At 68.8% G+C, this 23,358-nt stretch carries 21 protein-coding genes and 1 tRNA gene; 11 read left to right on the forward strand and 11 right to left on the reverse strand.

Translation table 11 applies throughout. From position 1 onward, the window contains the following. Positions 1–8: 8 nt before the first annotated feature. Positions 9–3,398: a helicase-related protein gene (locus IEW24_RS23110; protein ID WP_188583122.1), complete on the reverse strand. Its 3,390-nt coding sequence runs from the start codon at positions 3,396–3,398 to the stop codon at positions 9–11. A 342-nt stretch (positions 3,399–3,740) separates the two neighbouring features. Here IEW24_RS23110 and IEW24_RS23115 point away from each other — a divergent pair, with 342 nt between their 5' ends. Genes IEW24_RS23115 through metW form a run of 3 tightly spaced genes read left to right on the forward strand, consistent with a single transcriptional unit; the run spans position 3,741 to position 6,013 of the window. Next, complete coding sequence (locus IEW24_RS23115) at positions 3,741–4,094, forward strand: hypothetical protein (RefSeq protein ID WP_188583124.1); 354 nt, start codon at positions 3,741–3,743, stop codon at positions 4,092–4,094. A 54-nt stretch (positions 4,095–4,148) separates the two neighbouring features. After that, complete coding sequence (gene metX, locus IEW24_RS23120; protein WP_188583126.1) at positions 4,149–5,360, forward strand: homoserine O-acetyltransferase MetX; 1,212 nt, start codon at positions 4,149–4,151, stop codon at positions 5,358–5,360. Positions 5,361–5,362: 2 nt separating this feature from the next. After that, a complete protein-coding gene (metW, locus tag IEW24_RS23125; protein WP_188583128.1) occupies positions 5,363–6,013 on the forward strand; it encodes a methionine biosynthesis protein MetW in 651 nt (216 codons plus the stop codon). A 33-nt stretch (positions 6,014–6,046) separates the two neighbouring features. On the opposite strand, the gene IEW24_RS23130 is transcribed toward metW, so the two are convergent. Then, complete coding sequence (locus IEW24_RS23130; protein WP_188583129.1) at positions 6,047–6,445, reverse strand: RidA family protein; 399 nt, start codon at positions 6,443–6,445, stop codon at positions 6,047–6,049. Between the two features lie 188 nt (positions 6,446–6,633). On the opposite strand from IEW24_RS23130, the gene IEW24_RS23135 reads away from it, so the two are divergent. Next, positions 6,634–7,275 (forward strand): TetR/AcrR family transcriptional regulator, encoded by a 642-nt coding sequence (locus IEW24_RS23135; protein ID WP_188583131.1) that lies wholly within the window; start codon positions 6,634–6,636, stop codon positions 7,273–7,275. Between the two features lie 7 nt (positions 7,276–7,282). On the opposite strand, the gene IEW24_RS23140 is transcribed toward IEW24_RS23135, so the two are convergent. Continuing rightward, positions 7,283–8,419 carry a leucine-rich repeat domain-containing protein gene (locus tag IEW24_RS23140; protein ID WP_188583132.1) on the reverse strand — a complete coding sequence of 379 codons (1,137 nt, stop codon included), beginning with the start codon at positions 8,417–8,419 and terminating at the stop codon, positions 7,283–7,285. A gap of 114 nt (positions 8,420–8,533) precedes the next feature. Then, positions 8,534–9,301 (reverse strand): class I SAM-dependent methyltransferase, encoded by a 768-nt coding sequence (locus tag IEW24_RS23145; RefSeq protein ID WP_188583134.1) that lies wholly within the window; start codon positions 9,299–9,301, stop codon positions 8,534–8,536. A gap of 189 nt (positions 9,302–9,490) precedes the next feature. Between IEW24_RS23145 and gloB the strand changes: the two genes are divergently transcribed. Beyond that, positions 9,491–10,264 carry a hydroxyacylglutathione hydrolase gene (gene gloB / locus IEW24_RS23150; RefSeq protein WP_188583136.1) on the forward strand — a complete coding sequence of 258 codons (774 nt, stop codon included), beginning with the start codon at positions 9,491–9,493 and terminating at the stop codon, positions 10,262–10,264. 81 nt (positions 10,265–10,345) lie between these two features. Then, positions 10,346–10,789, forward strand: coding sequence for a cupin domain-containing protein (locus tag IEW24_RS23155; protein WP_188583138.1), 444 nt, complete (start codon positions 10,346–10,348; stop codon positions 10,787–10,789). A 99-nt stretch (positions 10,790–10,888) separates the two neighbouring features. Here the strand turns inward: IEW24_RS23155 and IEW24_RS23160 are convergent, their stop codons facing one another. Beyond that, a complete protein-coding gene (locus IEW24_RS23160) occupies positions 10,889–12,277 on the reverse strand; it encodes an MFS transporter (protein ID WP_188583140.1) in 1,389 nt (462 codons plus the stop codon). Positions 12,278–12,549: 272 nt separating this feature from the next. Here IEW24_RS23160 and IEW24_RS23165 point away from each other — a divergent pair, with 272 nt between their 5' ends. Further along, complete coding sequence (locus tag IEW24_RS23165) at positions 12,550–13,890, forward strand: lipase family protein (RefSeq protein ID WP_188583142.1); 1,341 nt, start codon at positions 12,550–12,552, stop codon at positions 13,888–13,890. Between the two features lie 57 nt (positions 13,891–13,947). Here the strand turns inward: IEW24_RS23165 and IEW24_RS23170 are convergent, their stop codons facing one another. After that, positions 13,948–14,532: a DUF6891 domain-containing protein gene (locus tag IEW24_RS23170; protein WP_188583144.1), complete on the reverse strand. Its 585-nt coding sequence runs from the start codon at positions 14,530–14,532 to the stop codon at positions 13,948–13,950. A gap of 226 nt (positions 14,533–14,758) precedes the next feature. On the opposite strand from IEW24_RS23170, the gene IEW24_RS23175 reads away from it, so the two are divergent. After that, a tRNA-Met gene (locus tag IEW24_RS23175) sits at positions 14,759–14,835 on the forward strand. A gap of 49 nt (positions 14,836–14,884) precedes the next feature. On the opposite strand, the gene IEW24_RS23180 is transcribed toward IEW24_RS23175, so the two are convergent. From IEW24_RS23180 to IEW24_RS23195, 4 genes are all read right to left on the reverse strand, one after another. Next, entirely contained in the window at positions 14,885–15,532 is a 648-nt protein-coding gene (locus tag IEW24_RS23180) for a glutathione S-transferase family protein (RefSeq protein ID WP_188583146.1), read from the reverse strand. An 80-nt stretch (positions 15,533–15,612) separates the two neighbouring features. Continuing rightward, positions 15,613–16,455 carry a TrmH family RNA methyltransferase gene (locus IEW24_RS23185; RefSeq protein ID WP_188583147.1) on the reverse strand — a complete coding sequence of 281 codons (843 nt, stop codon included), beginning with the start codon at positions 16,453–16,455 and terminating at the stop codon, positions 15,613–15,615. 78 nt (positions 16,456–16,533) lie between these two features. Beyond that, the gene (locus IEW24_RS23190; protein ID WP_188583149.1) at positions 16,534–17,604 is read right to left on the reverse strand and encodes a LacI family DNA-binding transcriptional regulator; all 1,071 of its coding nucleotides are present in this window, start codon (positions 17,602–17,604) and stop codon (positions 16,534–16,536) included. 121 nt (positions 17,605–17,725) lie between these two features. Further along, positions 17,726–19,081, reverse strand: coding sequence for an aminotransferase-like domain-containing protein (locus IEW24_RS23195; protein ID WP_244644622.1), 1,356 nt, complete (start codon positions 19,079–19,081; stop codon positions 17,726–17,728). Positions 19,082–19,184: 103 nt separating this feature from the next. Here IEW24_RS23195 and IEW24_RS28865 point away from each other — a divergent pair, with 103 nt between their 5' ends. Continuing rightward, complete coding sequence (locus IEW24_RS28865) at positions 19,185–19,472, forward strand: DUF1127 domain-containing protein (protein ID WP_188583151.1); 288 nt, start codon at positions 19,185–19,187, stop codon at positions 19,470–19,472. A 102-nt stretch (positions 19,473–19,574) separates the two neighbouring features. On the opposite strand, the gene IEW24_RS23205 is transcribed toward IEW24_RS28865, so the two are convergent. Then, positions 19,575–20,267, reverse strand: coding sequence for a TetR/AcrR family transcriptional regulator (locus IEW24_RS23205; protein ID WP_244644623.1), 693 nt, complete (start codon positions 20,265–20,267; stop codon positions 19,575–19,577). A gap of 310 nt (positions 20,268–20,577) precedes the next feature. On the opposite strand from IEW24_RS23205, the gene IEW24_RS23210 reads away from it, so the two are divergent. Beyond that, positions 20,578–21,780, forward strand: a complete 1,203-nt coding sequence (locus IEW24_RS23210; protein WP_188583155.1) for an HlyD family secretion protein — start codon at positions 20,578–20,580, stop codon at positions 21,778–21,780. Then, positions 21,780–23,354, forward strand: coding sequence for a DHA2 family efflux MFS transporter permease subunit (locus IEW24_RS23215; RefSeq protein ID WP_188583157.1), 1,575 nt, complete (start codon positions 21,780–21,782; stop codon positions 23,352–23,354). The genes IEW24_RS23210 and IEW24_RS23215 overlap by 1 nt, the downstream gene beginning before the upstream one ends. Positions 23,355–23,358: the final 4 nt, after the last annotated feature.

Here is a 23,358-nt window from a genome sequence, read left to right on the forward strand (position 1 = left end):
TCTCGGCCTCACTTGCCCTTCTTGTCCGCTTCCAGCTGCGCCTTCAGCGCAGCCAGCTTGGCGAAGGGGCTGTCGGGATCGGCCTGCTTCTCACGGCGGGGGGCCTGATGCTGCGGCGGACGGTCGCCGCTGCGCTCGGGCCGAGGGCCGCGATGCTCGCCGCCCTCGCGCTGCGGACCCCGGAAGGGGCGGTCGCCGCGCGGCGGACGGTTGCCATGGCGCTCGCCGTTGGGACGCTCGCCCTGTTCGCCCGACTGGCCTTCGCCGGTCTGGGGACGGCCGCCGCCCGGGAAGTGGCCCCGGCGCTGCTGGCCGCCGGGACGACCCTGACGTTCGCCCTCTCGACGCTCGCCGCCGGCACCCTGTCCACGACCCTCGCCACGGCCTTCGCCGCGATGATCGCCACCGCGATTTTCGCCGCCACGGCCGCGATGGCCGGGGGCGCCGTCACGGCGCGGGGCACCCGGCGGACGGCCGGGACGCCACACTTCGATGAGGGCTTCTTCCGCAGAGACGGCATCGCCCGCAGGGATGGCATCGCCCGCAGGGGCAGCCTCTTCCGCAGGGGTGGCGTCGCCGATGGCAGGCGCCTCTTCGGCACCCACTTCGGCCGCGCTCTCGGCGGCGGTGGGATCGACGGTTTCCGCCGAAGCGGCTTCCGCCGTGTCCTCGGTAACGACGGTCTCGGCCGGCGCTTCCGCTTCGACGGCGGCAGCTTCCTCGGTCTCGACGCTCGGGGCCTCGGCGGCCTGCGCGGGCGCTTCCGCCTCGGGCGCATCCGCTTCAGGGGCGTCAGCCGCCTCGGCCACGTCCAGCAGCAGGTCGGCCTCGATGGCGCCTTCCGGCGCCGGCGCAAGGTCCTGCGGCGCAGCGGTGGCCTCGGCGGGGGCGACCACCTCGGACACCGGGGCGATCTCGGCTTCCGGCGGCGGGGCCGCGCGGCGCTCCATGCGATAGCCCAGCGACTTCAGGATGGAGGCGAAATCCTCACCCGAGCAGCCGGCCAGCGAGGTCATGCCGACCGTCACCGTGAAGCCGCGCCCGTCCACCGCGCCGGCCGGCTTGGGGCCGGGGGCGTTGGGCCGCCAGGCCAGAGCCGGGCGGATGAGATCGGCGAGGCGCTCCAGAATGTCCACGCGCACCGCCCGCTCGCCGCACACGCGGAAGCCGACGGCCCGGTACAGGCCCTTCTGGATGTCGTGGTCCACCGGAATGGAGGTGCGGCCGGAGGAGGCCAGATGGGGCAGCTCGTCCAGCCCCTTCTGCTGCAGGCCGCCGTGCTTGAGGGCGTACAGCTCCGCCGCCAGCGTGCGCGGGGCGGGCTTCAGCAGGCCGGGCAGATAGATGTGATGGGCGCCGAACCGCACGCCATAGCCGCGAAGCGCGGCACGGGCGGTCTGGTCGAGGGTCTTCATCTCCTCGGCCACCTTGGTGCGCTCCAGCACGCCGAGCGATTCGACGATCTGGAAGGCGATGCCACGGGCGATGCCGGTGATGTCCTCGGCTTCGCCCAGCTTCAGCAGCGGGCCGAGCAGCTTCTCGATATGGGCCTTCACCCACAGCGTGAGGCGGGCTTCCACCTGCTCGCGGGGCGTGCCCGTGAGATGCTCGTCGGCGATGATCTTGAAGCGGGGCTTGAGCACCTCGTCGCCGGGGATCAGCTTGGCAACGGCCTCGCCGGTCCAGCGGATGGTGCCGTCGTGGGTGAGCACGAACGCCTCGTCCACCGCCTGCGACAGGCGGTTGGCGCGGCTTTCGATCTCACCGGCCAGCGCCTTCTGCGCGGCGGCACGCAGTGCCTTGGCCTCTTCCCCGCCGGCGGAGGGATCGGGTGCGAACTGAAAACCCTGGAGGTGGCCGATCACATGGCCTTCCACGGTGACATCGCCGGTCTTGCTGATCTCAGTCTCGAGCATCGTATTCTCTCGCAGGCGCCGCATGAGCATGCTGGTCCGCCGGTCCACGAAACGTTGTGCCAACCGCTCGTGCAGCGCGTCGGACAGCTTGTCCTCGACCCCTCTTGTGACGCCTTGCCAGTGCTCCGGGTCATTCAACCAGTCAGGGCGGTTGGCCACGTAGGTGAGAGTCCTCACCTGCGCAATCCGACCCGACAGGGTGTCGATGTCTCCTTCCGGGCGATCGGTCAAGGCGATTTGACGCGCAAACCACTCATCAGGGATGCGACCACCCGTCCCGACATGCTGAAAAAGCGTGGAAATCAGCTCCGCATGGGCACCTGGGGAAACTTTGCGATAATCCGGCACCTGGCACACGTCCCACAGCCGCTCCACCACCGCAGGGGTGGTCGCGCGGCCAAGAACCTCGGGCTCCCGGCTCATGATTTCCAGCACCTGGACATCATCGCCGGTGGGTGCGCGGGTCAGTCCTTCCTCGCGCGGGGGTAGAGCCAGACTGTCCAGCAACGTCTTTACGTTGCGATAGTCTGGCACCGCGTTGCGCCATTGCAACACACGCGCGTTCTCGAAATCGTGACCCTCCAGCTGCTCCACCAGTTCCTGATCGAGCGGCGGGCAGCGGCCGGTGGTGCCGAAGGTGCCATCGCGCTGCGCGCGGCCGGCCCGGCCGGCGATCTGCGCCATCTCGCCCGGATTGAGCTTGCGGAACTGCCAGCCGTCGAACTTGCGGTCGGAGGCGAAGGCGACGTGATCCACGTCGAGATTGAGCCCCATGCCGATGGCATCGGTGGCGATGAGGTAATCCACATCGCCGCTCTGGTAGAGCTCCACCTGCGCGTTGCGGGTGCGCGGCGAGAGCGCGCCCATCACCACCGCCGCCCCGCCGTGCTGGCGGCGGATGAATTCGGCGATGGCGTAAACGTCCTCAGCCGAGAAGGCGACGATGGCCGAGCGCCGGGGCAGGCGGGAGATTTTCCTCTCGCCCGCGAACGTCAGCGTGGAGAGGCGGGGGCGCTCCGTCACCACGGCGCCGGGCATCAGCTTCTGGATCAGCGGCCGCATGGTGGCCGAGCCCAGCAGCATGGTCTCGTGCCGGCCGCGCCGGTTGAGGAGGCGGTTGGTGAAGACGTGGCCGCGATCGAGATCGGTGGCCAGCTGCACCTCGTCGATGGCGACGAAGCTCACTTCCACGTCGCGCGGCATGGCCTCCACGGTGGCCACCCAGTAGCGCGGGTTCTTCGGCTTGATCTTCTCCTCGCCGGTGATGAGCGCTACGTTCTTGGCACCCACCCGCTCCACCACGCGCTGATAGACCTCGCGCGCCAGCAGGCGCAGCGGCAGGCCGATCAGCCCGCTCTCGTGCCCGAGCATGCGCTCGATGGCCAGATGGGTCTTGCCGGTGTTGGTGGGGCCGAGCACGGCCGTGACCCCGCGCGCCCGGACCTGGGGCGGCAGCACGGCGAGCTTGGTGACGTCATCCATTCAGGCGGCGGGTCCGGAGATGGGGGGGAAGGTTCTGTACCATATCGGGACGCCACGGCGACACGTCCAGTGGGGTCATCACTCTGGCCATGAACATGGGCGGAACAAAGGACGCCCGAATCGCTGATGCCGGCAGGATCGGGCTTTGTTCACCGGTGTGCCGTTCCGGGACGGACGTGGGCCAAGGGCTGGAACGGGCATGGAACGAAGGGCGCCCGAATCGGATGAGCCCGCGTCTTCCCGTTCCGTTCTCCGTCTTGCAGGCGGGAACAATCCGGCCTGCCTCCGTGTTGGCTTGATATTGGCGGCGTGCCGCCGGGATTTTGCAAAGGGGAGGGCGCCATGGGGCAGCACTCAACCATGCGGCATCTGTCGCGACACTCCACCATCCTGCTCATCGGCCTCGCCGCTGGCGTGCTGATGACGCCGGCGCTCGTGCGCCCGGCCGCCGCACAGGCGGTGATGGGGCCGGACATGCGGCAGAACGGTCTGATGGAGACCAGTCCCAGCAGCGGCACGGTGCGCACCTATTCCAACGGCGCGCGCGTTCCGGTGCCGCAGAACCCGCCGACCGAGGCCGAGCGGATGGATGGCGACACCACCGGCAGCGTCACCACGCGCCGGGTGCCCAATCCCCATACCACCCGCAATTCGCTGGGCTGCCCGGAGATCGACCCGCTCTGTCAGGGCCGTTAAGCCTGCCTCCCGCGCCCGCTTGACAGCGGACGGCCGCCATAGCTTCGATGCGGCATGGGAGAAACGCTCCACCAAGAGGCGGGACTGCTGACGCCGGATGATGTGAAGGCGCGGCGCGAGGCGGATGATCCGCACTCGCCCGTGGTGCGCTTCGGCGCCGACAAGCCGCTCCGCCTCGATGCCGGCGTGGATTTGCGCCACCTTCAGGTGGCCTACCAGACCTACGGCCAACCCAATGCCGACCGCACCAACGCCATCCTCGTCTGCCACGCGCTGACGGGCGACCAGCATGTGGCGAGCCTCAATCCCGTGACCGGCAAGCCGGGCTGGTGGGAGACGCTGGTGGGGCCGGGCAAGCCCATCGACACCGAGCGCTTCTTCATCATCTGCGCCAATGTGCTCGGCGGCTGCATGGGCACCACCGGGCCGTCCTCCACCGATCCCGCCACCGGCCGGCCTTATGGGCTCGAGATGCCCATCGTCACCATCCGCGACATGGTGAATGCGCAGGCCATGCTGCTGGATCATCTCGGGATCGAGCGCCTGTTCTGCGTGGCCGGCGGCTCCATGGGCGGCATGCAGGTGCTGCAATGGGCGGCGAGCTATCCCGAGCGGGTGTTCTGCGCCCTTCCCATCGCCACCGCCGCGCGCCATTCGGCGCAGAACATCGCCTTCCACGAGGTCGGCCGGCAGGCGGTGATGGCGGACCCGGACTGGTGCGGCGGCGCCTATCTGGCGCAGGGCCTCGCCCCTCATCGCGGCCTCGCGGTGGCGCGCATGGCGGCGCACATCACCTACATGTCCGATCAGGGCCTGCACCGGAAATTCGGGCGGCGGCTACAGGATCGCGTGCTGCCCACCTTCGGCTTCGACGCCGACTTTCAGGTGGAGAGCTATCTGCGCCATCAGGGCGAGAGTTTCGTGCAGCGCTTCGACGCCAATTCGTATCTCTATGTCACCCGCGCCATGGATTATTTCGATCTGGCGGCGGACTATGACGGCGTGCTCGCCAATGCCTTCCGGGGGTCGAAGACGCGCTTCTGCGTGGCCTCCTTCACCTCCGACTGGCTGTTCACCAGCGCCGATTCCCGCGCCATCGTGCATGCGCTCAACGCCTCCGGCGCCAGCGTCTCCTATGCGGAGATCGAGAGCGACAAGGGGCATGACGCCTTCCTGCTGGAGGAGCCGGTGCTGTTCGACATTGCCCGCGGCTTCCTCGACAGCGCCGCCCGCGCGGCCGGTCTGCCCGCGGCGAAGGTGCGCTGAGCATGGCCTTTCGCGACCGGGTTCTGGATGAAAGCGCGGTGCGCTCGCAGGGCGGGCGCGTCGATCTGGTGGTGGTGGCCGAGATGGTCGCCCCCGGCTCGCGCGTGCTCGACGTGGGCTCGGGCGATGGCGAACTCCTCGACCTGCTCGCCACCACGCGCGGCTGCGATGCGCGGGGCATCGAGCTGTCCCGCGAGGGCGTGAATGCCGGCGTGGCGCGCGGGCTCGCCATCGTGCAGGGCGATGCGGACGTGGACCTTGCCCATTACCCCGACGACAGCTTCGACTATGTGATCCTGTCCCAGACCCTTCAGGCCACCCGCCGCCCGCGCTGGGTGCTGGAGCAGATGCTGCGCATCGGCCGCCATGCGGTGGTCTCGTTTCCGAACTTCGGCCACTGGCGCTCGCGCATCGACATATTGGTCAACGGCCGCATGCCTGTGACCGACAACATGCCCTATGCTTGGTACGAGACGCCCAACATCCACTTCTGCACCATCCGCGATTTCGTCGGGCTGGTGGAGACGGTGGACGCGCGCATCGAGCGCGCCGTGGCGCTGGACTCATCCGGCCACCGGGTGCGGGTGAACCTGCCGTGGTGGGTGTGGAACCTGCTCGGCGAACAGGCGGTGTTTTTGCTGTCGCGCAAGTGAGGGGCGGAGGCAGCTCCGCCCCTGTGCGCCCGGTTACGCCGCCTGCGGCAGGCGGGCGATGACCTTGATCTCGAAATCGAAGCCCGCCAGCCAGTTCACGCCCACCGCCGTCCAGTTGGGATAGGGCGCCTGCGGGAAGATCCTGCTGCGCACGGCGCTGACCGCCCCGAACTGCTTCTGCGGATCGGTGTGGAAGGTGGTCACGTCCACGATGTCGTCGAGCGTGGCTCCGGCGGCCTTGAGTACGGCGGCGAGATTGGCGAAGGCCAGCTCAACCTGCGTCTCGAACACCGGCTCCGGCGAGCCATCCTCACGGCTGCCGACCTGACCCGAGACGAACAGCAGATCGCCCGAGCGGATGGCTGCCGAATAGCGGTTGATCTCATAGAGGGCCTGACGGCCGGCGGGGAAAATCGCGTCGCGCTTGGTCATTCTCGATCCTTCCAGACATGACGGGGCATTCGCCCCGAAGGGCGTTGCTGAGGTGGAGCGGATGGTGTCATCCGGCGATGGGGTGCGTGGAGGCGTGTTGAAATACGCTCCGTATGCGAACATATTCGGGCATACGATGCGTATGTCAAGTTCACATACGCGGCGTATGTGATTTGGAGGGTGCGGCGATGGCTGCCGGCAAGCGCGCGCAGATGATGGAAGAGACACGGGCCAAGCTCATCCGGGCGGCCCGCAAAGCCTTTGCGGAGAAGGGCTATGCGGCGGCGTCCATGGACGAGCTGACCGCCGAGGCCGGGCTGACGCGCGGCGCGCTCTATCACAATTTCGGTGACAAGAAGGGTCTTCTCCAGGCGGTCATCGATCAGATGGACGCGGAGATGCTGCTGCGCATGCAGGTGGCGCAGGAGCAGGCGGAAACACCGTGGCAGGCGTTCGTGGCCGAGGGCGTCGCCTATATCGAGATGTCGCTGGAGCCGGAGATCCAGCGGATCATGCTGCTGGATGGCCCGGCGGTGCTGGGCGATCCCTCGCAATGGCCCAACCAGACCGCCTGCCTGCGCCGGACCACCGATGCCGTTCAGGCGATGATCGACGATGGCATCGTCCGGCCCATGGATGCGGAAGCAGCGGCCCGTCTGGTCAATGGCGCGGCGCTCAATGCCGCGCTCTGGATCGCGGCGGCGGAGGATCCGCGCGGCGTGCTGGAAAAGGCGGTGGAGGCCTTCCGGTATCTGGTGTCGGGGCTACGGACGGCCGATGCTTCCGGGGACATGAACACGGTCGGCCGCATGGCCCGGCGCGGCCTCTGAGCAGGCGTCATCGCCCCGCTGCTCCCGCCAGAAACCGCTCCACCTCCGCCCGCCCGCGATAGCGCGTCCAGTCGAGGCCGAGGTCCGTGACCGGCACCGGGTCCAGCGCCCGGTATTTCTCCTTCGAAAGCGGCTGGCCCACGGCCAGTTCCTCCAGCGCCGGCAAGCTGCGCAGAGGTGAAAGATCGCTCACCGGGGCGCCGGTCAGGCTGACCATGCGCAGCAGCGGCAATCCTCTCAGCGGCGAGATGTCCCGCACCTCCGTGCGCCCGAGGCCGAGCACGCGCAGGCCCTTCAGCCCGGCCAGCGGCGCGATATCAGCCACGTCGGTGAAGCTGATCTCCAGATTCACCATGCCGGTCATGCTGCCGAGGGGGGCGATGTCGGCGACGTGCGTGCCCGTCAACTCCAGCCGCTCCAGCGCGGCGAGGCCCGTCAGCGGGGCGATGTCCTGTACCTGCGTATAGGAGGCATTCAGCCACTTGAGTCCCCGCGCAGTGGCAAGCGGAGAGAGATCCCGCACCGGGCTCTGTTGCAGGCTCACCTTCTCCAGCGCGGTCATGCCGGCGAGGGCCGGGAGATCGCGGACCTGCGTGCGCACGAGGTCCAGCTTCCTGAGGCCGGTCATGCCCTTCAGCGGCGTGATGTCGGCGATGGGGGCATCGGAGATGCGCAGGTCCCGCAGCCGGGTGAGGGCGGCCAGCGGCGCCAGATCGCGCACCGGCGCTTCCGCCATGTCCAGGAGCTCAAGCTCTGTCAGGCCGGCGAGCGGGGACAGGTCTTCCACCGGCGTGCGGGTGGCGCGCAGCACCTTCAGGTCGGTCAGGCCCTTGAGCGGGGCGAGATCGCCGACCTGTGTGTCGGAGATGTCCAGATCCTCCAGCGTGGCGAGGCCGGCGAGCGGCGTAAGGTTCGCGACCGCCAGATCATTGAGATAGATGGTTTTCACGCGGGTGAGGCGGCTGAGCGGGGCGAGGTCCACGGGGCCGGGGAGGTTTGCTCCGGCAAGGTCCACCGTCTCCGCATCACGGGCGAAGGTCTGCCCGCCCAGCGTGATGGTGTCCGCCGCCTGCACGGGCGTGACGGCCAGCGCCAGCGCCGCGATCAGCCGTCCGGCGAAGCCCTTGCGCCTGTCTGCCGTCATGCCTTTCGCTCCCGCTCCGTCCCAGCTTCAGACCGGGAACCTCGCAGGGGACTATCCCGTTCCCCGGCCGCCTGTCGAGGGCGCGAAAAATTCGAAAATGTTTGCGGATTTCAACTATTTGGCGGGCAGGACCAGATCGCGGGCGCGGCCATAGCCGCCGGGCATAGCGGCAGGCACGAGGCCGGGCTCCAGTGCCGGCGAGAGGCGGCCGCGCCGGATGGGAGCCGGGCGATAGAGCTGCTTGGTGGCCTCCACCACATGCACGCCCGCGAACGGCAGCGACAGCCGCCCGCCCACCCGCTCCCACGGAATGGCGGTGCGCAGCAGCCACTTGCCGGAGAAGGGCGGCACATAGAGCGCCTCGCCCCAGCCGATGGGGGTGAACAGCGCCTCGCGCAGCAGGCGCACCACCTGCCCGCGCGAGAACGGGCTGCCGTTGCCGAAGGGCGTCGTATCCACCCGCGCCCACACGCTGCGGCGGTTGGGCACCACCGCCAGCAGCCGCCCGCCCGGCGCCAGCACGCGCCACACCTCGCGCAGCACCTCGGCGGCGTTGGGGGTCATCTCCAGCAGGTGGACGGCGAGCACGCGATCCATGGAGGAATTGGGCAGCGGCAGTTCCAGTTCGTCGGCCAGCGCCGCCAGCGTCGGCGCGGCGGAGGGCCAGCGCACCACGCCCTGCGCGGCGGGCATGACGGCGATGCAGCGCTCCGCCTCCTCGCGGAACACGCCGAGATAGGGCGTGGCATAGCCGAGCCCGAGGACGGAGAGCCCGCGCACGTCATCGAACCGCGACCGCACCGCACGGCCGATCAGGCGGCGCGTCACCACGCCCAGCGGCTGGGCGTAGAAACTGCGCAGGTCCACCACGTCCAGAAACATCGCCGGCCTCCTCAGGGGGCTCTTATAGCAGAGCTGCGGGGTTGAGGTGGAAGGGCTGGCGGAAGCCCGCGTTCCGCCACATCTCAGTGCGACGTGAGGCGGGGGTGGCTTGCTCTCCCCGGCGTGCTACTCAATGAGGCCAAGCTGCCCATGTGCGCGCCCCACCTGTCCGCCCCAGGAGGATGTTTCATGCCGCTCGAAATCCGCGTCATTCCCTGCCTGAGCGACAATTATGCGGTGCTGCTGCATGATCCGCTCACCGAGGCGACAGCCGTGGTGGACGTGCCCGAGGCAACCCCGGTGCTGGAGGCGCTCGACCGGGAGGGCTGGGATCTCACCCATATCCTCATCACCCATCACCATTCCGATCATGTGGACGGCGTGCTGGCGGTGAAGGCGCAATATGGCGCCACCGTCGTAGGGCCGAAGGCGGAGGCCGACGGCATCCCCGGTATCGACGTGCAGGTGGTGGACGGCGATCCGGTGGCGGTGGGCTCGCTGATCGGCCGCGTGATGGAGACCCCCGGCCACACCGCCGGCCATGTGGTCTATATCTTCGGCGAGGAGCGGCTGCTGTTTTCCGGCGACACGCTGTTCGTCATGGGCTGCGGCCGCCCCATCGAGTGCGATCCGCCGGTGCTGTGGCAATCGCTCCAGCGCCTGCGCGCGCTGCCCGACGACTTTTCCGTCTATTGCGGCCATGAATACACGGTGGCCAACGGCCGCTTCGCGCTCAGCGTCGATCCCGACAATGGCGCCCTGCGCGGCCGGGTGGCGGAGGCGGAAGCCGCGCGCCGCGAGGGCAAGCCCACCATCCCCGCCTTGTTCGGCGATGAACGCCTGACCAATCCCTTCCTGCGCGCCGACGATCCGGACATGGCCGAGCGCCTTGGCCTTGCCGGTGCCGACCCCGCCGCCGTCTTCACCGAGCTGCGCGCCCGCAAGAATGTGTTCCGGGGCTGACGTCGCCAGGCGGGCCTTTTTCCCAAGCGAGCGTCAGCTCGCCGTCCTTCCCATCCTCTCTCCAGCCAGCAGGGGCCTGTCATGGCCGACCTTTCCACCCTCTCCGCGGACGAGGTGATCGCGGCGCTCGACCTCCAGCCCCATCCGGAGGGCGGCCATTATCGCGAGACCTTCCGCGACATGGCGCCGGAGGGCACGCGCGCTGCCTCCACCGCCATCTATTTCCTGCTGAAGGCGGATGAGCGCTCGCACTGGCATCGGGTGGATGCCAGCGAGACCTGGCACCACTATGCCGGTGCCCCGCTGGCACTGCATCTGGCCAATGATGGCGAGGCAGCCCGGACGCTCACGCTCGGCATCGATCTGGCGGCCGGTCAGCAGCCGCAGGGCGTAGTGCCGCCCTTCGTCTGGCAGGCGGCGGAAACGCTGGGCGACTGGACCCTGGTGGGCTGCACGGTGGCCCCCGCCTTCCTGTTCTCCGGCTTCCAGCTCGCCCCGCCGGACTGGACGCCCGGGCAGGGGTGAGGCGGTTCAGTCGCCAGCTTCCTTCAGGTGTCGGACGGCAGGAGGACGATCGCGGTCCTGTCGGGGCTTTGGAAGCCCTGCCGCCGATCCCCGATCCCCTCAGCGCCCCGGTGTGCGCACGCCCTTCAGCAGCACGGCGCCCAGCGCGAAGAACACCACCAGCACGGCGATGCCCGCCTTCTGGCTGGCGGCCAGCGCCGTCACCAGCGCCACCAGCATGGGCGCGGCGAAGGAGGTGAGGCGGCCGGACAAGGAGAACAGGCCGAAATATTCGGTCAGATGCTCCGGAGGCGCGAGACGGGCGAGCAGGGTGCGCGAGGCCGCCTGCAGCGGCCCGGCGACGAGGCCGATGATCAGCCCTAGCCCCAGATAGGCCTTTTCCGGCGCGGTGCCGAACAGGCCGCTGCCCGGCGCCGTGGGCACGAGGCCGAACAGCAGCGCATCCTTCGACAGGCTGAGAATGCCCAGCGCCGCGAAGGTGAGCGCGCCGAGGCAAAGCAGCACCACCCGCCGCCCGCCGATCACATCATCCAGAAAGCCGCCGGCGAGCGCGCCGAAGATGCCGGAGATGAGCAGCAATATGCCGAAGGTGCCGATCTCCACCGAGCCCCAGCCGAAGGTGCCCGCCGCATAGATGCCACCGAGCGCGAACAGGCCCACCAGTCCGTCATTGTAGACCATGTTGGCGAGCAGGAAGCGGGCGAGGTTCGGCTCCCCCTTCAGGCGTGCGAACAGGCGGGCGATATCCTTCACGCCGCTGCGCACGGCGGCGGCCAGCGGCAGGCCGCGCGGCCGGTCCGGCGTGAACAGGAACATGGGCAGCACCAGCACCACGAACCACAACGCGCTGAGCGGCCCGGCGATGCGGTCCCCCTCCCTTAGCGCCGCATCGAGCCCGAAGGCGGGCGGGTGGCCGAGCAGGGTGAGCCCGGTCTCCGCGTTGGTGGCGAACAGGGCCAGCACGAGGGCCAGCGCGATCAGCCCGCCCGCATAGCCCGCTGCCCACCCCAGTCCGGACAGGCGGCCCAGCCGCTCCGGCGGTACGAGGCCGGGCATCATGGCGTTGTTGAAGGTGACGGCGCATTCCGCCCCGATGGTGGCCAGTGCGAAGGCGGCGAGGATGAGCGGCGCCCGGCTCTCGTCTCCCGGCAGGGCGAACCACAAAGCGGCGCTGCCGAGCGTCAGCATCACGCCGCACACGGCGATCCACGGCTTGCGCCGCCCGCCCGCGTCCGCAATGGCGCCGAGCACCGGGGAGGCAAGCGCGATGACGAGCCCGGCGAGCCCGGTGGCAAATCCCCAGGCGGCCTGTCCCTGCGCCGGATCGTGCATCACGGCGGAGACGAAGTAGGGGCCGAAGATGAAGGTGGTGACGACGCTGAAGAAGGGCTGGCAGGCCGGATCGAACAGCACCCAGCCGATCACCGCCCGGCGCGAGGCGGGCGGGCGGGTGGATAGAGGCTCGGGCGGGGGCGAAACGGCGTACATGGCCGGACAGTGGCATTGCGCGCGGGCGCGCGGAAGCCGTCATCGCGCGGCGGGGCGGCCGTGCCCACAGGGCGTTGTGGGCGGTGGGGGATTACATCTTGCTGAGGTAGCGACTTCCCAACGTCACATGGACGCGGTACTACTATCCCTGCAATTGCATCTTTACTTTTTTCAACCGCAAGCATTGGGAGTCGACATTGCCAAACGATGCCACATCCGCGTCCGCGGACAGCGCAAACCTGTCACCCTTCGCCCTTCCCCAGAGCGTGTTCATGCTCAGCCTGGCCTCGAACATCCTGTTCGGACAGAAGGGCAGCCAGGCTGAGCTCACCAAGCAGATTCAGGAGTATGTGGGCGTGCCCGGTGGCGCGCAGGGCACATTCTTCGGCCTGCTGAATACGCCGAGCCCGGACTATCAGTGCCTGACCGCGCCCACGGCCGGCGGCACGCCGGACTGGAAGGTCGCCTGGGGGCCTGCCGTGTTCGAGGCCCCGCTCAACAAGGGCGCCACCAACACGATGTTCGCGGCCTATAGCGCAGGCCTGAAGACCTATGTTGTGGCCATCGCCGGCACCAATCCGATCGGCTTCAATGCCCTGCTGTTCCAGGATCTGGACGTCAATCCCGCGCACATGAAGGCATGGCCGCCGGCTCAGAATGCGCAGGATCCGACCAAGCTGACCTGGACCCTCCTCGCAAACCCGGCGAAGACCGCGCCGGCCCTGGCCGAGGGCACCTCGGAGGGGTTGGACAACCTGTTCGCGTTCAAGGCCACCAGCATCACCAGCCCCGACACGCCGGTGACGTTGCAGGCGTTCCTGAAGACGGTGGAGGATGAGGCCGCAACGCTGATCTTCACCGGCCACAGCCTCGGCGGCGCCCTGTCGCCCACGCTGGCGCTCCTGCTCTATCCGCAGCCCTCCGCGTCGCGCTGGCAGAATGTCCACATCCTCCCGACCGCCGGCCCCACGCCGGGCAATGAGGGCCTCGCCAATCTGTTCACGCAGGCCTATCGCCCGAAGCCCATCCCCGCCTACACGCCGGGCGGCAAGCAGGGTGGCACGGCCCTCTTCACGCAATGGAACTCCAACTACGCCAATGTGAATGATGTGGTGCCCCGGGCCTGGGATCATCTCAACGGCGTGGTGATTGCGGCGATCAGCAAGCCCTTCAAGATCTTCTACGAGGGTGGCATTCCGCTGACGCCGCTGGCGTTCGGCGCGGCAACCGACGGCGCGGTTTTCCTCCTGCGACAGCGGGCGGGCTATCAGAGCGGCAAGACGGACTACTATGCGCCGGCGGTGCCGCAGGTGGTGTTCACCGGCGGCTGGGGGCACTGGGCCGATGGGTCCGGCTATCCACCGGCATGGGTGTCTGAGACGCTGCCGGCGGAGATCAACAAGGACGCGCTGGTCCAATATGTGCTGGAAGCGCATCTGGCGACCTATCCCTTCGCCTTCCTCGGCGCGAAGACGCCGGTGGGGCTGAATGGCGAGGTCGGCCTGTTCGGGGCGCTGGATGTGCAGGTGGCCCTGGAATGGCCGGCGCAGCCGGAGCTTCTGGCCGATGAGCAGGCGTCCGCCGGAGCGGAGCAGCTCTCGCCCACCGAATAGCCCTCACGCCTGCGGCGGGCGCGTGCGTCCCGCCGCAGGCTGATATCGGAAGGGCGCTCACCCCCAGAGGGTGTCGCCCTCCACGAAGCGGCGGCGCCAGGAAAACTCCTTCAGCTCGATGCGGCGGCCGGGATCGCCGTCCCAGTCCGGCTTGAGCCCGGCGGCCTTCAGAGCGGCGAAGAGGCGTTCGCCGATGGCTTTCTTTTCCGGCACGTCGCCGTCCACATGATCGAAGGCGATGAAGAGCTGCCGGGCTTCCAGCGCGGTCTCGATGTCCTGCGTATGGTAGAAGCAATAGCCCTGATAGGTGCCGGCCGGCTGCTGCGCCAGCGCCTCGGCGGCGTCCGAATGGCCGTCGGACATGGTGTAGCCGGCATTGTGCAAGGCGAGGATCTTCGCCTCGGGCAGGGCCTCGAAGGCGGCATCCAGCCGATCGCAATCGGTGACGGAGGGCCATTCGCGCTCGGCCTTGGCCTTGCGGGCCATCTCCGCTTCCACCTCGGCCTGCAGCGCCTCGGGGTCGAGCTCCGGCTCGTCCAGCACGAAATCCTCGATCAGCTCTTCCATGTCGTTCGGACCGAAGAAGCCGGACCACACGGTGGTGTGGATCACGTGCCTATGCTCTTCGCCGATACCGCTCATGCCTGTGCTCCGTTGCCATTATGTCGCGCGGCCCCCCCGGCGGGGTGCGCCGCGCGCGGACCATGGCCAGACAGATGGGCGACACCGGGGCAAGGATGGGGCGGCCATTTCCACCTTTGGAAAGCGTCATCTTCTGGATAGGCGCAGCGCTTTCTTGACACCCGTGGGGGCGGGCTCGTATATGCGCACCTCTCGGGGCGCTGGCGCATTCGCGCAGGACGCACGGGGCAGCGTAGCTCAGTTGGTAAGAGCGCCGGATTCATAACCCGGAGGTCGGCGGTTCAAGTCCGCCCGCTGCTACCATTTCCGTCCCGTCGGTCCCCGGTTGTCACCATTGCCGCCCGCGCCGGCTTCAGAAGCTCTGGCGCCCGTAGAGGTCGGCGAAGTCCACCATGACGTGCCCGGCATAGGCCGGACGCGTGGTGAGCCGGGCATAATAGGCCTCCACGTTCGGCAGGGGCGGGCGCTCGATGTCGATGTTGAAATACCGATAGAGCGGCGTGCCCACGGCGATGTCCGCAGGACTCAGTGAGCTACCGATCATGAAGGGCCGATCCGCCAGCCAGCGGTCGAGCAGGGTCATGTGCGCTTCGCAGGCGGCAAGGCCACGCTTGATGCGCGGCCAGTCCCGCTGGGCCTCGGGCGTGCGGTAGAAGGTCCAGAACACCTCATTGATGAAGGCGTGGTTGAGGCTGGCCAGCGCCCAGTCCATCCAGCGGTCGGCCAGCGAGCGCTCGCCGGCATCCTGCGGCCAGAAGGCGGGGGCGCCGAAGGTGGCGGCGAGATAGCGCAGGATGGTGTGGGATTCCCAGATGGTGCACCCGTCATGGTCGATCACCGGCACCTTGCCGTGCGGATTGACGGCGCGGAATTCCGGCGTGTCGTTGAGCCCGAAGGGGCCGCCGGCGGGAATATGCTCATGGGGCAGGTCGAGTTCCCCCACCAGCCACATGACCTTCTGCACATTGGACGAGTTGCGCCGGCCATAGATCTTCAGCATGGGTGGCGTCCGCTGGAGGGGGAAGGGCGCAGCGAGCCTCCCTCCCTGCGGCGGGGCTTGTCAACGCCCCACAGACGACCTCAGCCGCCTCCTGCCAGATGGTGGAGGACGATCCCCGAGGTCGTGGCGACGTTCAGGCTGTCGAAGCCGGGGGCCATGGGGATGGACACCGTGCGGGTGGCCGCCAGCACCTCCGGCGGCAGGCCCGGGCCCTCGGTGCCGAACAGTGCCGCCATCCGCCCGCCCGGTGCAATGTCGCTCAGGCGCTCCGTCCCGGATGGGCTGAGCGAGAGCAATTCGAAGCCGGCGCCCCGGATTGCACCGAGCATGTCGCGTGCATTTCCGGCCCGGGCGGTGGGCACGATCAGGCTGGCCCCCACCGAAACCCGGATCGCCTTGCGATAGAGCGGATCGCAGCAGGCCTCGTCCAGCAGCACCGCATGGGCGCCGAAGGCGGCGGCGTTGCGGAAGATGCCGCCCATATTGTCATGGTTGGCGATGCCCATGAGCGCGACCACCAGCGCCCGCGCGGGCAGGCCGGCCAACAGGGTTTCGGGCGGCAGCTGCGGGCGGGCGCGGCCGATGGCGAGGATCCCCCGGTGGATGTGAAAGCCCACGATGCCGTCCATCACCGGCTGCGCGGCCACGTGGATGGGCACATGGCGCGGCAACTGGTCCAGCGCGTCGGAAATGCGCGGCAGGCTGGCCTGCGAGACCAGAACCGAGACGAGATCGGCCCCGCCGCGCGAGGCCAGCAGGCGCAACACCACCTCGCCCTCGGCCATGAACTGCCCGCGCCGGCCCACGAGGTCGCGTTCGCGCACGTCGCGGTAATCGGCGATGCGGGGATCGTCGGGGTCGCTGACCGGGATGAGGGGGAGCGGCGGGCGATCCGTCCGCGCGTCCGAAGCGTGCGTGTCCATCCGCCCTTATACCCGCCCGGAAACCGGCGGCGAGAGGCGCGCGCGGGTTTCAGCATTGCCCCGAGGGCGGGCCTTGTTCTAGCGCCGTCCCGTGGGCGGCGGGGCGGTGGTGTCGCGCACCACCAGCCGGGGGGTGAGCATCACCCGCTCCACCGGGCGGGTGGGATCGGCGATCCGCTTCAGCGCGAGGCCGGCGGCGATGACGCCGTATTCGGGAATGCGGGTGAAGACGGTGGTCAGCGGCGGATGCCAGAGCGCCGCCTCGCTCACGTCGTCATAGCCCACCAGCGAGAAATCGCGCCCGGCGGTGAGACCCGCGGACTGGAGGCCCATGAGGGCGCCGAAAGCGTTGAGATCATTGAAGCAGACCGCAGCGGTGGGCGGCTGCGGCAAATCCAGCAGCTGGAGCACGCCGGCCCGGCCGGTCTCGCGCAGGCCCGGCCCCTCGGCGATCAAAGCGGGATCGAAGGGCAGGCCGGCGGCGGCAAGGCCCGCCTTGTAGCCGGCAAGGCGGCTGCGGCCGGTGGAAGCGGCGGGGAAGGAGCCGATCATGCCGATGCGCCGATGCCCCAGCTCCACCAGATGGGCGACGCCAAGGGCGACGCCGGCCACGTCGTCGGAGCCGGCGAAATCGAAGCCCGATCCCTCCACCTGCCGCGTCACCTGCACCACGGCGATGCCGCTGGCTGCCAGGGCCCTGAGGTCATTGACGGTGGTGCCGGCGGCCGGGGAGACGATGAAAGCGTCAGGGCGATATTCGGCCAGCGTGCCGAGGGTGCGCGTCTGCCGCGCCACGTCCTCCTGGCTGACGCCCAGCAGAACTGTTTTGCCGGCTGCGCTCAGCGAGTCCTCAAGCGCGGCAAGGAGTTCGGTGAAGGAGGGATTGATGATGTCGTGCAGGCCGATGCCGACGATGTTGGTGCGGGCGGTGCGCAGCGAGGCGGCGCCGCGATTGGCCACGTAGCCCCGGCTGCGGGCGGCTTCCAGCACCTTGTGGCGGGTGGCGTCCGCCACCACCGGGCTGTCGCGCAAGGCCAGCGAGACGGTGGCCGTCGAGAGGCCCAGCTCCTGCGCCAGCTGTTGCAGCGTCACCCGGCCGACGCTGCTGACGCCGCCCTGCGGCTCGGATCCCTCCGTGCCTGCATCCATGCCCGCTTCCTCCCGCTTGGTATCCCCGGCCGCAGGCGATCGAACCGGGCTTTGGCGGCATCCTAAACGATTTAGAGCAGGCGGGATACCGCCGCTCCCTTCTGCGCACCGCCGGCGGGGCTCATTCGATCTCGCTTTCCATGGGGCCGGTCTCGGCCATCTGGCGCAAGGTGATGAGGGCGTCCCGCAGCACCGGCAAGGGCGGCGGGGAGAGGGCGAGGCGCACCGCATTGGGGGCATGGCCGGGCGTGACGCAGAAGGCGGACGAGGGCGTGATGGCGATGCCCCGCCGGGCGGCGGCAGCGGCAAAGGCGTCCGAGCGCCAGTGGTCGGGCAGCTCCAGCCAGGCGTGGTAGGAGCGCGGGTCGGTCTTGAGCACGGCCGCGTCGAACACGGTGCGCAGCAGGGACTGCCGCTCGGCCGCGTCCTTCTGTTTGCCGGCTACAAGTCGTGCCGCCACGCCGTCCGTCATCACTTGAAGGGCGGCGGCCAGCGGCAGGCCGGTGGCCGCCCAGGCGCCGGTGCGCACTGCGGACACCAGCCGTGCCGACCATGCGGGGGGGCCGGACAGGAAGCCGAGCGTCAGCCCCGGCGCCACCCGTTTGGAGAGGCTGTCCACCAGCAGCGTGTGCTCGGGGGCGATGGCGGCCAGCGGCGCCTCCTCGCTGAGGAAGCCATAGATCACATCCTCCACCGCCGTCAGGTTTTCCGAGGCGAGGACATCGGCGATCTCCGCCCGGCGGGCGGCGTCCATGGAGTGGCTCAGCGGGTTGTGCAGGATCGGCTGGAGATAGACGCCCCGGATCGGGGCGGCGCGATGGGCCTTGAGCAGTGCATCCGGCCGCAGGCCGCGCGCGTCCATGGGCAAGGGCACGAGGGTGATGCCGAGGCGGGCGGCGATCCATTTCACCGCCGGGTAGGTGAGCGCCTCCACCGCGATCCGCTCGCCGGGCGGGGCGAGGACCGCGAAGGCGGCGGCGATGGCCTGCCGGCCGTTGGCGGTGAAGACGATGCCTTCGGGATCCGGCCGCCAGCCGGCGCGGGCGAGGAAATCGGCGGTGATGCCGCGCGCCTCACGCGTTGCGGCGGCGGAGAGCGGGCGGAAGGCGGCGGCGAGCGTCGGCTGCTTCATCATCCGGCTCAGCACCTGCGCCAGTTCCGCATCCTGTCCGGGCAGGATGGGGAAGTTGAGCTGCAGATCGACGGGTGCCCCCACCGGCTCGCCGAGCGCGCCGGTGGCCGCCACTTCCAGCGCCCGCACATAGCTGCCCCGTCCCACCTCGCCGGTGATGAGGCCGCGCCGGGTCAGCTCGCCATAGACCCGGCTGGCGGTGGAGGGGGCGATCTTGTGCTGATAGGCGAAATCGCGCTGTGCCGGCAGGCGCGTGCCGGCGGGCAGGCGGCCGGATGCGATGTCGGCGGCGAGGGTATCGGCGAGGGCGCGATAGTCGCCGCGCATGTCGAGCGTGTCGGACATTATTGCTCCGAGTGCAATGTATTGATTGCACCGATATCACATCGGAGCAATGAATGCGACCCATGGGCTGGCCATTCAGCCCCAATGTTCAGGAGAAAATGCCATGGCCCCCCTCGTCCGCCCCACGTCCGGGAGACCGGACACCCTTGCCCGCACCACCCTGCGCAGCGGCGCACCCGCGCCGCGCGGTGCCGTCGGGGAGGCCCCGCCGGTGGCGGGTGCCGCGCTGCCGGTGGTTCGCCGGTCGCTCGCGGAAATGGTGCGGCTGTGGATGTGGCGCTACAGGTCGCGCCGGGAGCTGAAGCAGCTGGATACGGATCAGCTGCTGGATGTGGGCATCCATCCGCGCGTGGCCCGTCGCGAGGCGGCAAAGCCGTTCTGGCGGGCCTAGTGTTTGATGGGAGCTGCCTTTCGGCTTGGATTGCAGAGCAATCAAGGCCGGGCAAGCTCTGACAGGGCGACGGGCGGACGTGTTCCGCCTGTCGGGTCCGGCTCAGCCGCCGAGCGGGCAGGGTGAGGCGGGCACCTTCAGGGGCACGCGCTCGCGCCCGGCACCATAGGCGCTCATGAAAACCTGGACGGCGCGCGCGACCGCATTTTCCATCTGCTCGCGCCGGATGGTGTCTGCGGCGCCGAACAGCACCGGGGCGAGGATGGTGTCCTTGGCCAGCGACAGATACTGGCTTGCCGCCGTGTCCGTATCCTCGATCTGCAACTGGCCCTGCGCCACCTTGGCCATCAGGAAGGCGGACAGCCGCCGGGTGCCGGAGCGCGGGCCGGCCTCCAGAAAGCGCTTGCCGATCTCGGGGAATTTCTCCGCCGTGGCGATGACCATGCGCACGGTCGCCACATGGCTTGGCCGCATCATGGCCTCCAGGAAGGACATGCCGAGCTTGGTGAGGGCGGCCTCCACGTCCGGCTCGGCAGCGTCGAGCACGAACAGGCGCTCGGCCGTCTCGTCGCATTCGGCGGTCACGAGGGAGGCGAACAGGTCCACCTTGTCCTGGAAATAGACGTAGAGCGTCCCCTTCGACACCCCGGCCGCACGGGAGATATCGCCCATGCTGGCGGCGTCGAACCCCCGTTCGAGAAACACCTCTCGGGCACCCGTGAGAATCTGCCGGCGCTTCTCAGGGTCCTGCCCGGCGCCGCCGGTCGGGGTGTCCTTGGTCAGGGGAACGGTCAATCTCGAAATCTCCTTCATGATGCTTTTCCTTTCACCGGCGGCATTTCGCAAGCCTCCAGTGCCGCAACGTCGGGGCGTCCCATCTCCCGCATCGCGAAAATATTTTGACCGAACCGTTCGGTTCTCTCTTGAAGTGTGCCTTTTGGTGGCGTAAGTCAATGCCAACGTGACCGAACCGTTCGGTCAGGCATCGGATCCGCAACCTGATGCATTGACCGGCGTTGAGGGAGAAGAGCAACCGCCCCCGCTCTTCTCCCTCATTTCTTTCCCGGTCCCCGGCGCGAGCGCCCCCTTAGCAAAGAACAAGCTGATGTCCGCCACTGGCAAGACGCCGTCCGATCCGGCTTCCTCTCCGTCCTCCTCCGAGCCGACGCGCCTGCGTGTCGCCGAGGCACCCGCCCGGGACACCCGCGCCGATGCCCCCGCTCCGGCCGCCTCGGCCGAGAAGCCGCGCGGCAGGAAGCGCCTGATCCTCGGAGCCGTGGCGGTGGTGGCGATCGCCGGTGTCGCGGTGTGGGGCTATCATTACTGGACGGTGGGCCGCTTCATGGTTTCCACCGACAATGCCTATGTGGGCGCGGACATCGCGCTCGTGGCGCCGAAGATCTCCGGCTACATCGCCTCCGCGCCGCTGGTGGCCAACCGCCATGTGAATGCCGGCGACCTGCTGGTGAAGCTCGATGACAGCGACTATCGGGTGGCGGTGGATCAGGCGTCGGCCAAGGTGGCCACGCAGGATGCCACCATCGCCCGTCTCGGCAAGCAGGTGGCCGCCCAGCAGGCGACCATCGAGCAGACCAGGGCGCAGCAGAAGTCCGCCGAGGCGGACGAGGCCCGCACCGGCGCCGATTTCGCCCGCACCCAGAAGCTGGCCACCAACGCCTTCGCCAGCCAGCAGTCGCTGGATCTGGCCCGCGCCGATCGCGACAAGGCGGCTGCCGCCACCGTCGCCGCGCAGGCCGCCGTGGCTTCGGCCATCGCCAATCTCGATGTGGTGCAGGCCCAGAAGGCGGAAGCCGAGGGCAGCCGCAAGGAACTGGTTGCCGCCCTCGCCAAGGCCCAGCTCGATCTCGACGCCACCCAGATCCGCGCGCCCTTCTCCGGCATCATCGGCAACAAGGCTGTCGAGGTCGGCGACTATGTGACGGCGGGCAAGCGCCTTGCCGCCCTGGTGCCGGACAACGGCTCCTATGTGGATGCCAATTTCAAGGAAACCCAGATCCGCGACCTGCGCCCCGGCCAGAAGGTGGAACTGAGCCTCGACACCGATCCGGCCCATCCCATCACCGGCACGGTGGAGAGCATCGCGCCCGCCGCCGGCCAGGTGTTCAGCCTGCTGCCGCCGGAGAACGCCACCGGCAACTTCACCAAGATCGTGCAGCGCGTGCCCGTGCGGGTCCGCGTGCCGGCCGATGCGCTGGCCTCGGGCGTGTTCCGCCCCGGCCTGTCCGTCATCGCCACCGTGGACACCCGTAGCGACTCCCAGCCGAGCCGTACCGCCGAGGCACGCTGATGGCCGGCCCCTCCACGGCGGGGGCCCCCGCCGAACCGCAGCTGACGGGCCGCCGGGTCGTCGCCTTCCTGGCGCTGGTCTTCGGCATGTTCATGGCGATCCTGGATATCCAGATCGTTTCGTCCTCCTTGTCCGAGATCCAGGCCGGCGTCTCCGCCTCGGCGGATGAGATCTCGTGGGTGCAGACGTCCTACCTCATCGCCGAGGTGGTGATGATCCCGCTCTCGGGCTTCCTCGCCCGGGCCATGTCCACGCGCTATCTGTTCGCGCTGTCCTCGGCCGGCTTCACCCTCGCCAGCCTGTTGTGCGCCACCGCCACCTCCATCGACCAGCTGATCTTCTATCGCGCGGTGCAGGGCTTCATCGGCGGCGGCATGATCCCGACCGCGTTCGCGGCGGCCTATACGATCTTCCCCAAGCGCTACCAGCCGCCGGTGATGGCGCTGGTCGGCCTCGTGGTCACGCTCGCCCCCACCATCGGCCCGACGGTGGGCGGCTATCTCACCGATGCCCTGTCCTGGCACTGGCTGTTCCTCATCAACGTGCCGCCGGGCATCGCCGCCACGCTGCTGTGCTGGTTCCTGGTGGATTTCGACAAGCCGGAATGGCATCTGCTGCGGAAGTTCGACTTCGCCGGCCTCACCGCCATGGCGGTGTTCCTCGGCAGCCTCGAATATGTGCTGGAAGAGGGCGAGAAGGACGACTGGTTCCAGTCGGAGACCATCACCTTCTTCGCCGTTCTGGTGGTCATCGGCGCAGTGGTCTTCTTCTGGCGGGCGTTCACCGCCGAGCAGCCGGTGGTGGATCTGAAAGCCTACAAGGACCGCAACTTCGCGGTGGGGTCCGTGCTCACCTTCATGCTGGGCACGGTGCTCTACGGCCTCACCTATCTCTATCCGCTGTTTCTTGCGCGGGTGCGCGGCTTCAATGCGTTGCAGATCGGCGAGACGGTGTTCGTCACCGGCGCGGCCATGTTCGTCTTCGCGCCCATCGTCGGCATCCTCGGCCGCAAGCTCGATCCGCGCCTCGTCATCGGCGTGGGCTTCGTGACCTTCATCATCTCCACCGTGGAACTGCTGCCCATCACCAAGGACTGGGGCTTCTACGAGCTGATGTGGCCGCAGCTGCTGCGCGGCGCGGCGCTGATGATGTGCATGGTGCCCATCAATACGGTGGCGCTCGGTACGCTTCCGCCCTCGCAGCTGAAGAATGCCTCGGGCCTGTTCAACCTGATGCGCAACCTCGGCGGCGCGGTGGGGCTGGCGGTCATCAACACCGTGCTGAACAGCCGCTGGGACCTGCACATGGCCCGGCTGCGGGACAGCGTAACCTGGTCCCGCCCGGCGGCGCTGGAGACGCTGAACAACATGACGGCGGGCTTTCAGGCCCGGCTCGGCTCCGACGCGGAGCTGGCCGCCACCAAGCAGCTCGCCGCCATGGTGCGGCAGCAGGGGCTGGTGATGGCCTTCTCCGACATCTTCCTCGGCATCGCGGTGTTCATCTCCTGCGCCGCCTTCCTGGTGCTGCTGGTGCACAAGCCGAAGGCCGGCGCGGGCGCGGCGCCCGCCCACTGATCCC

This window comes from Azorhizobium oxalatiphilum (assembly GCF_014635325.1).
Taxonomy (GTDB): domain Bacteria; phylum Pseudomonadota; class Alphaproteobacteria; order Rhizobiales; family Xanthobacteraceae; genus Azorhizobium; species Azorhizobium oxalatiphilum.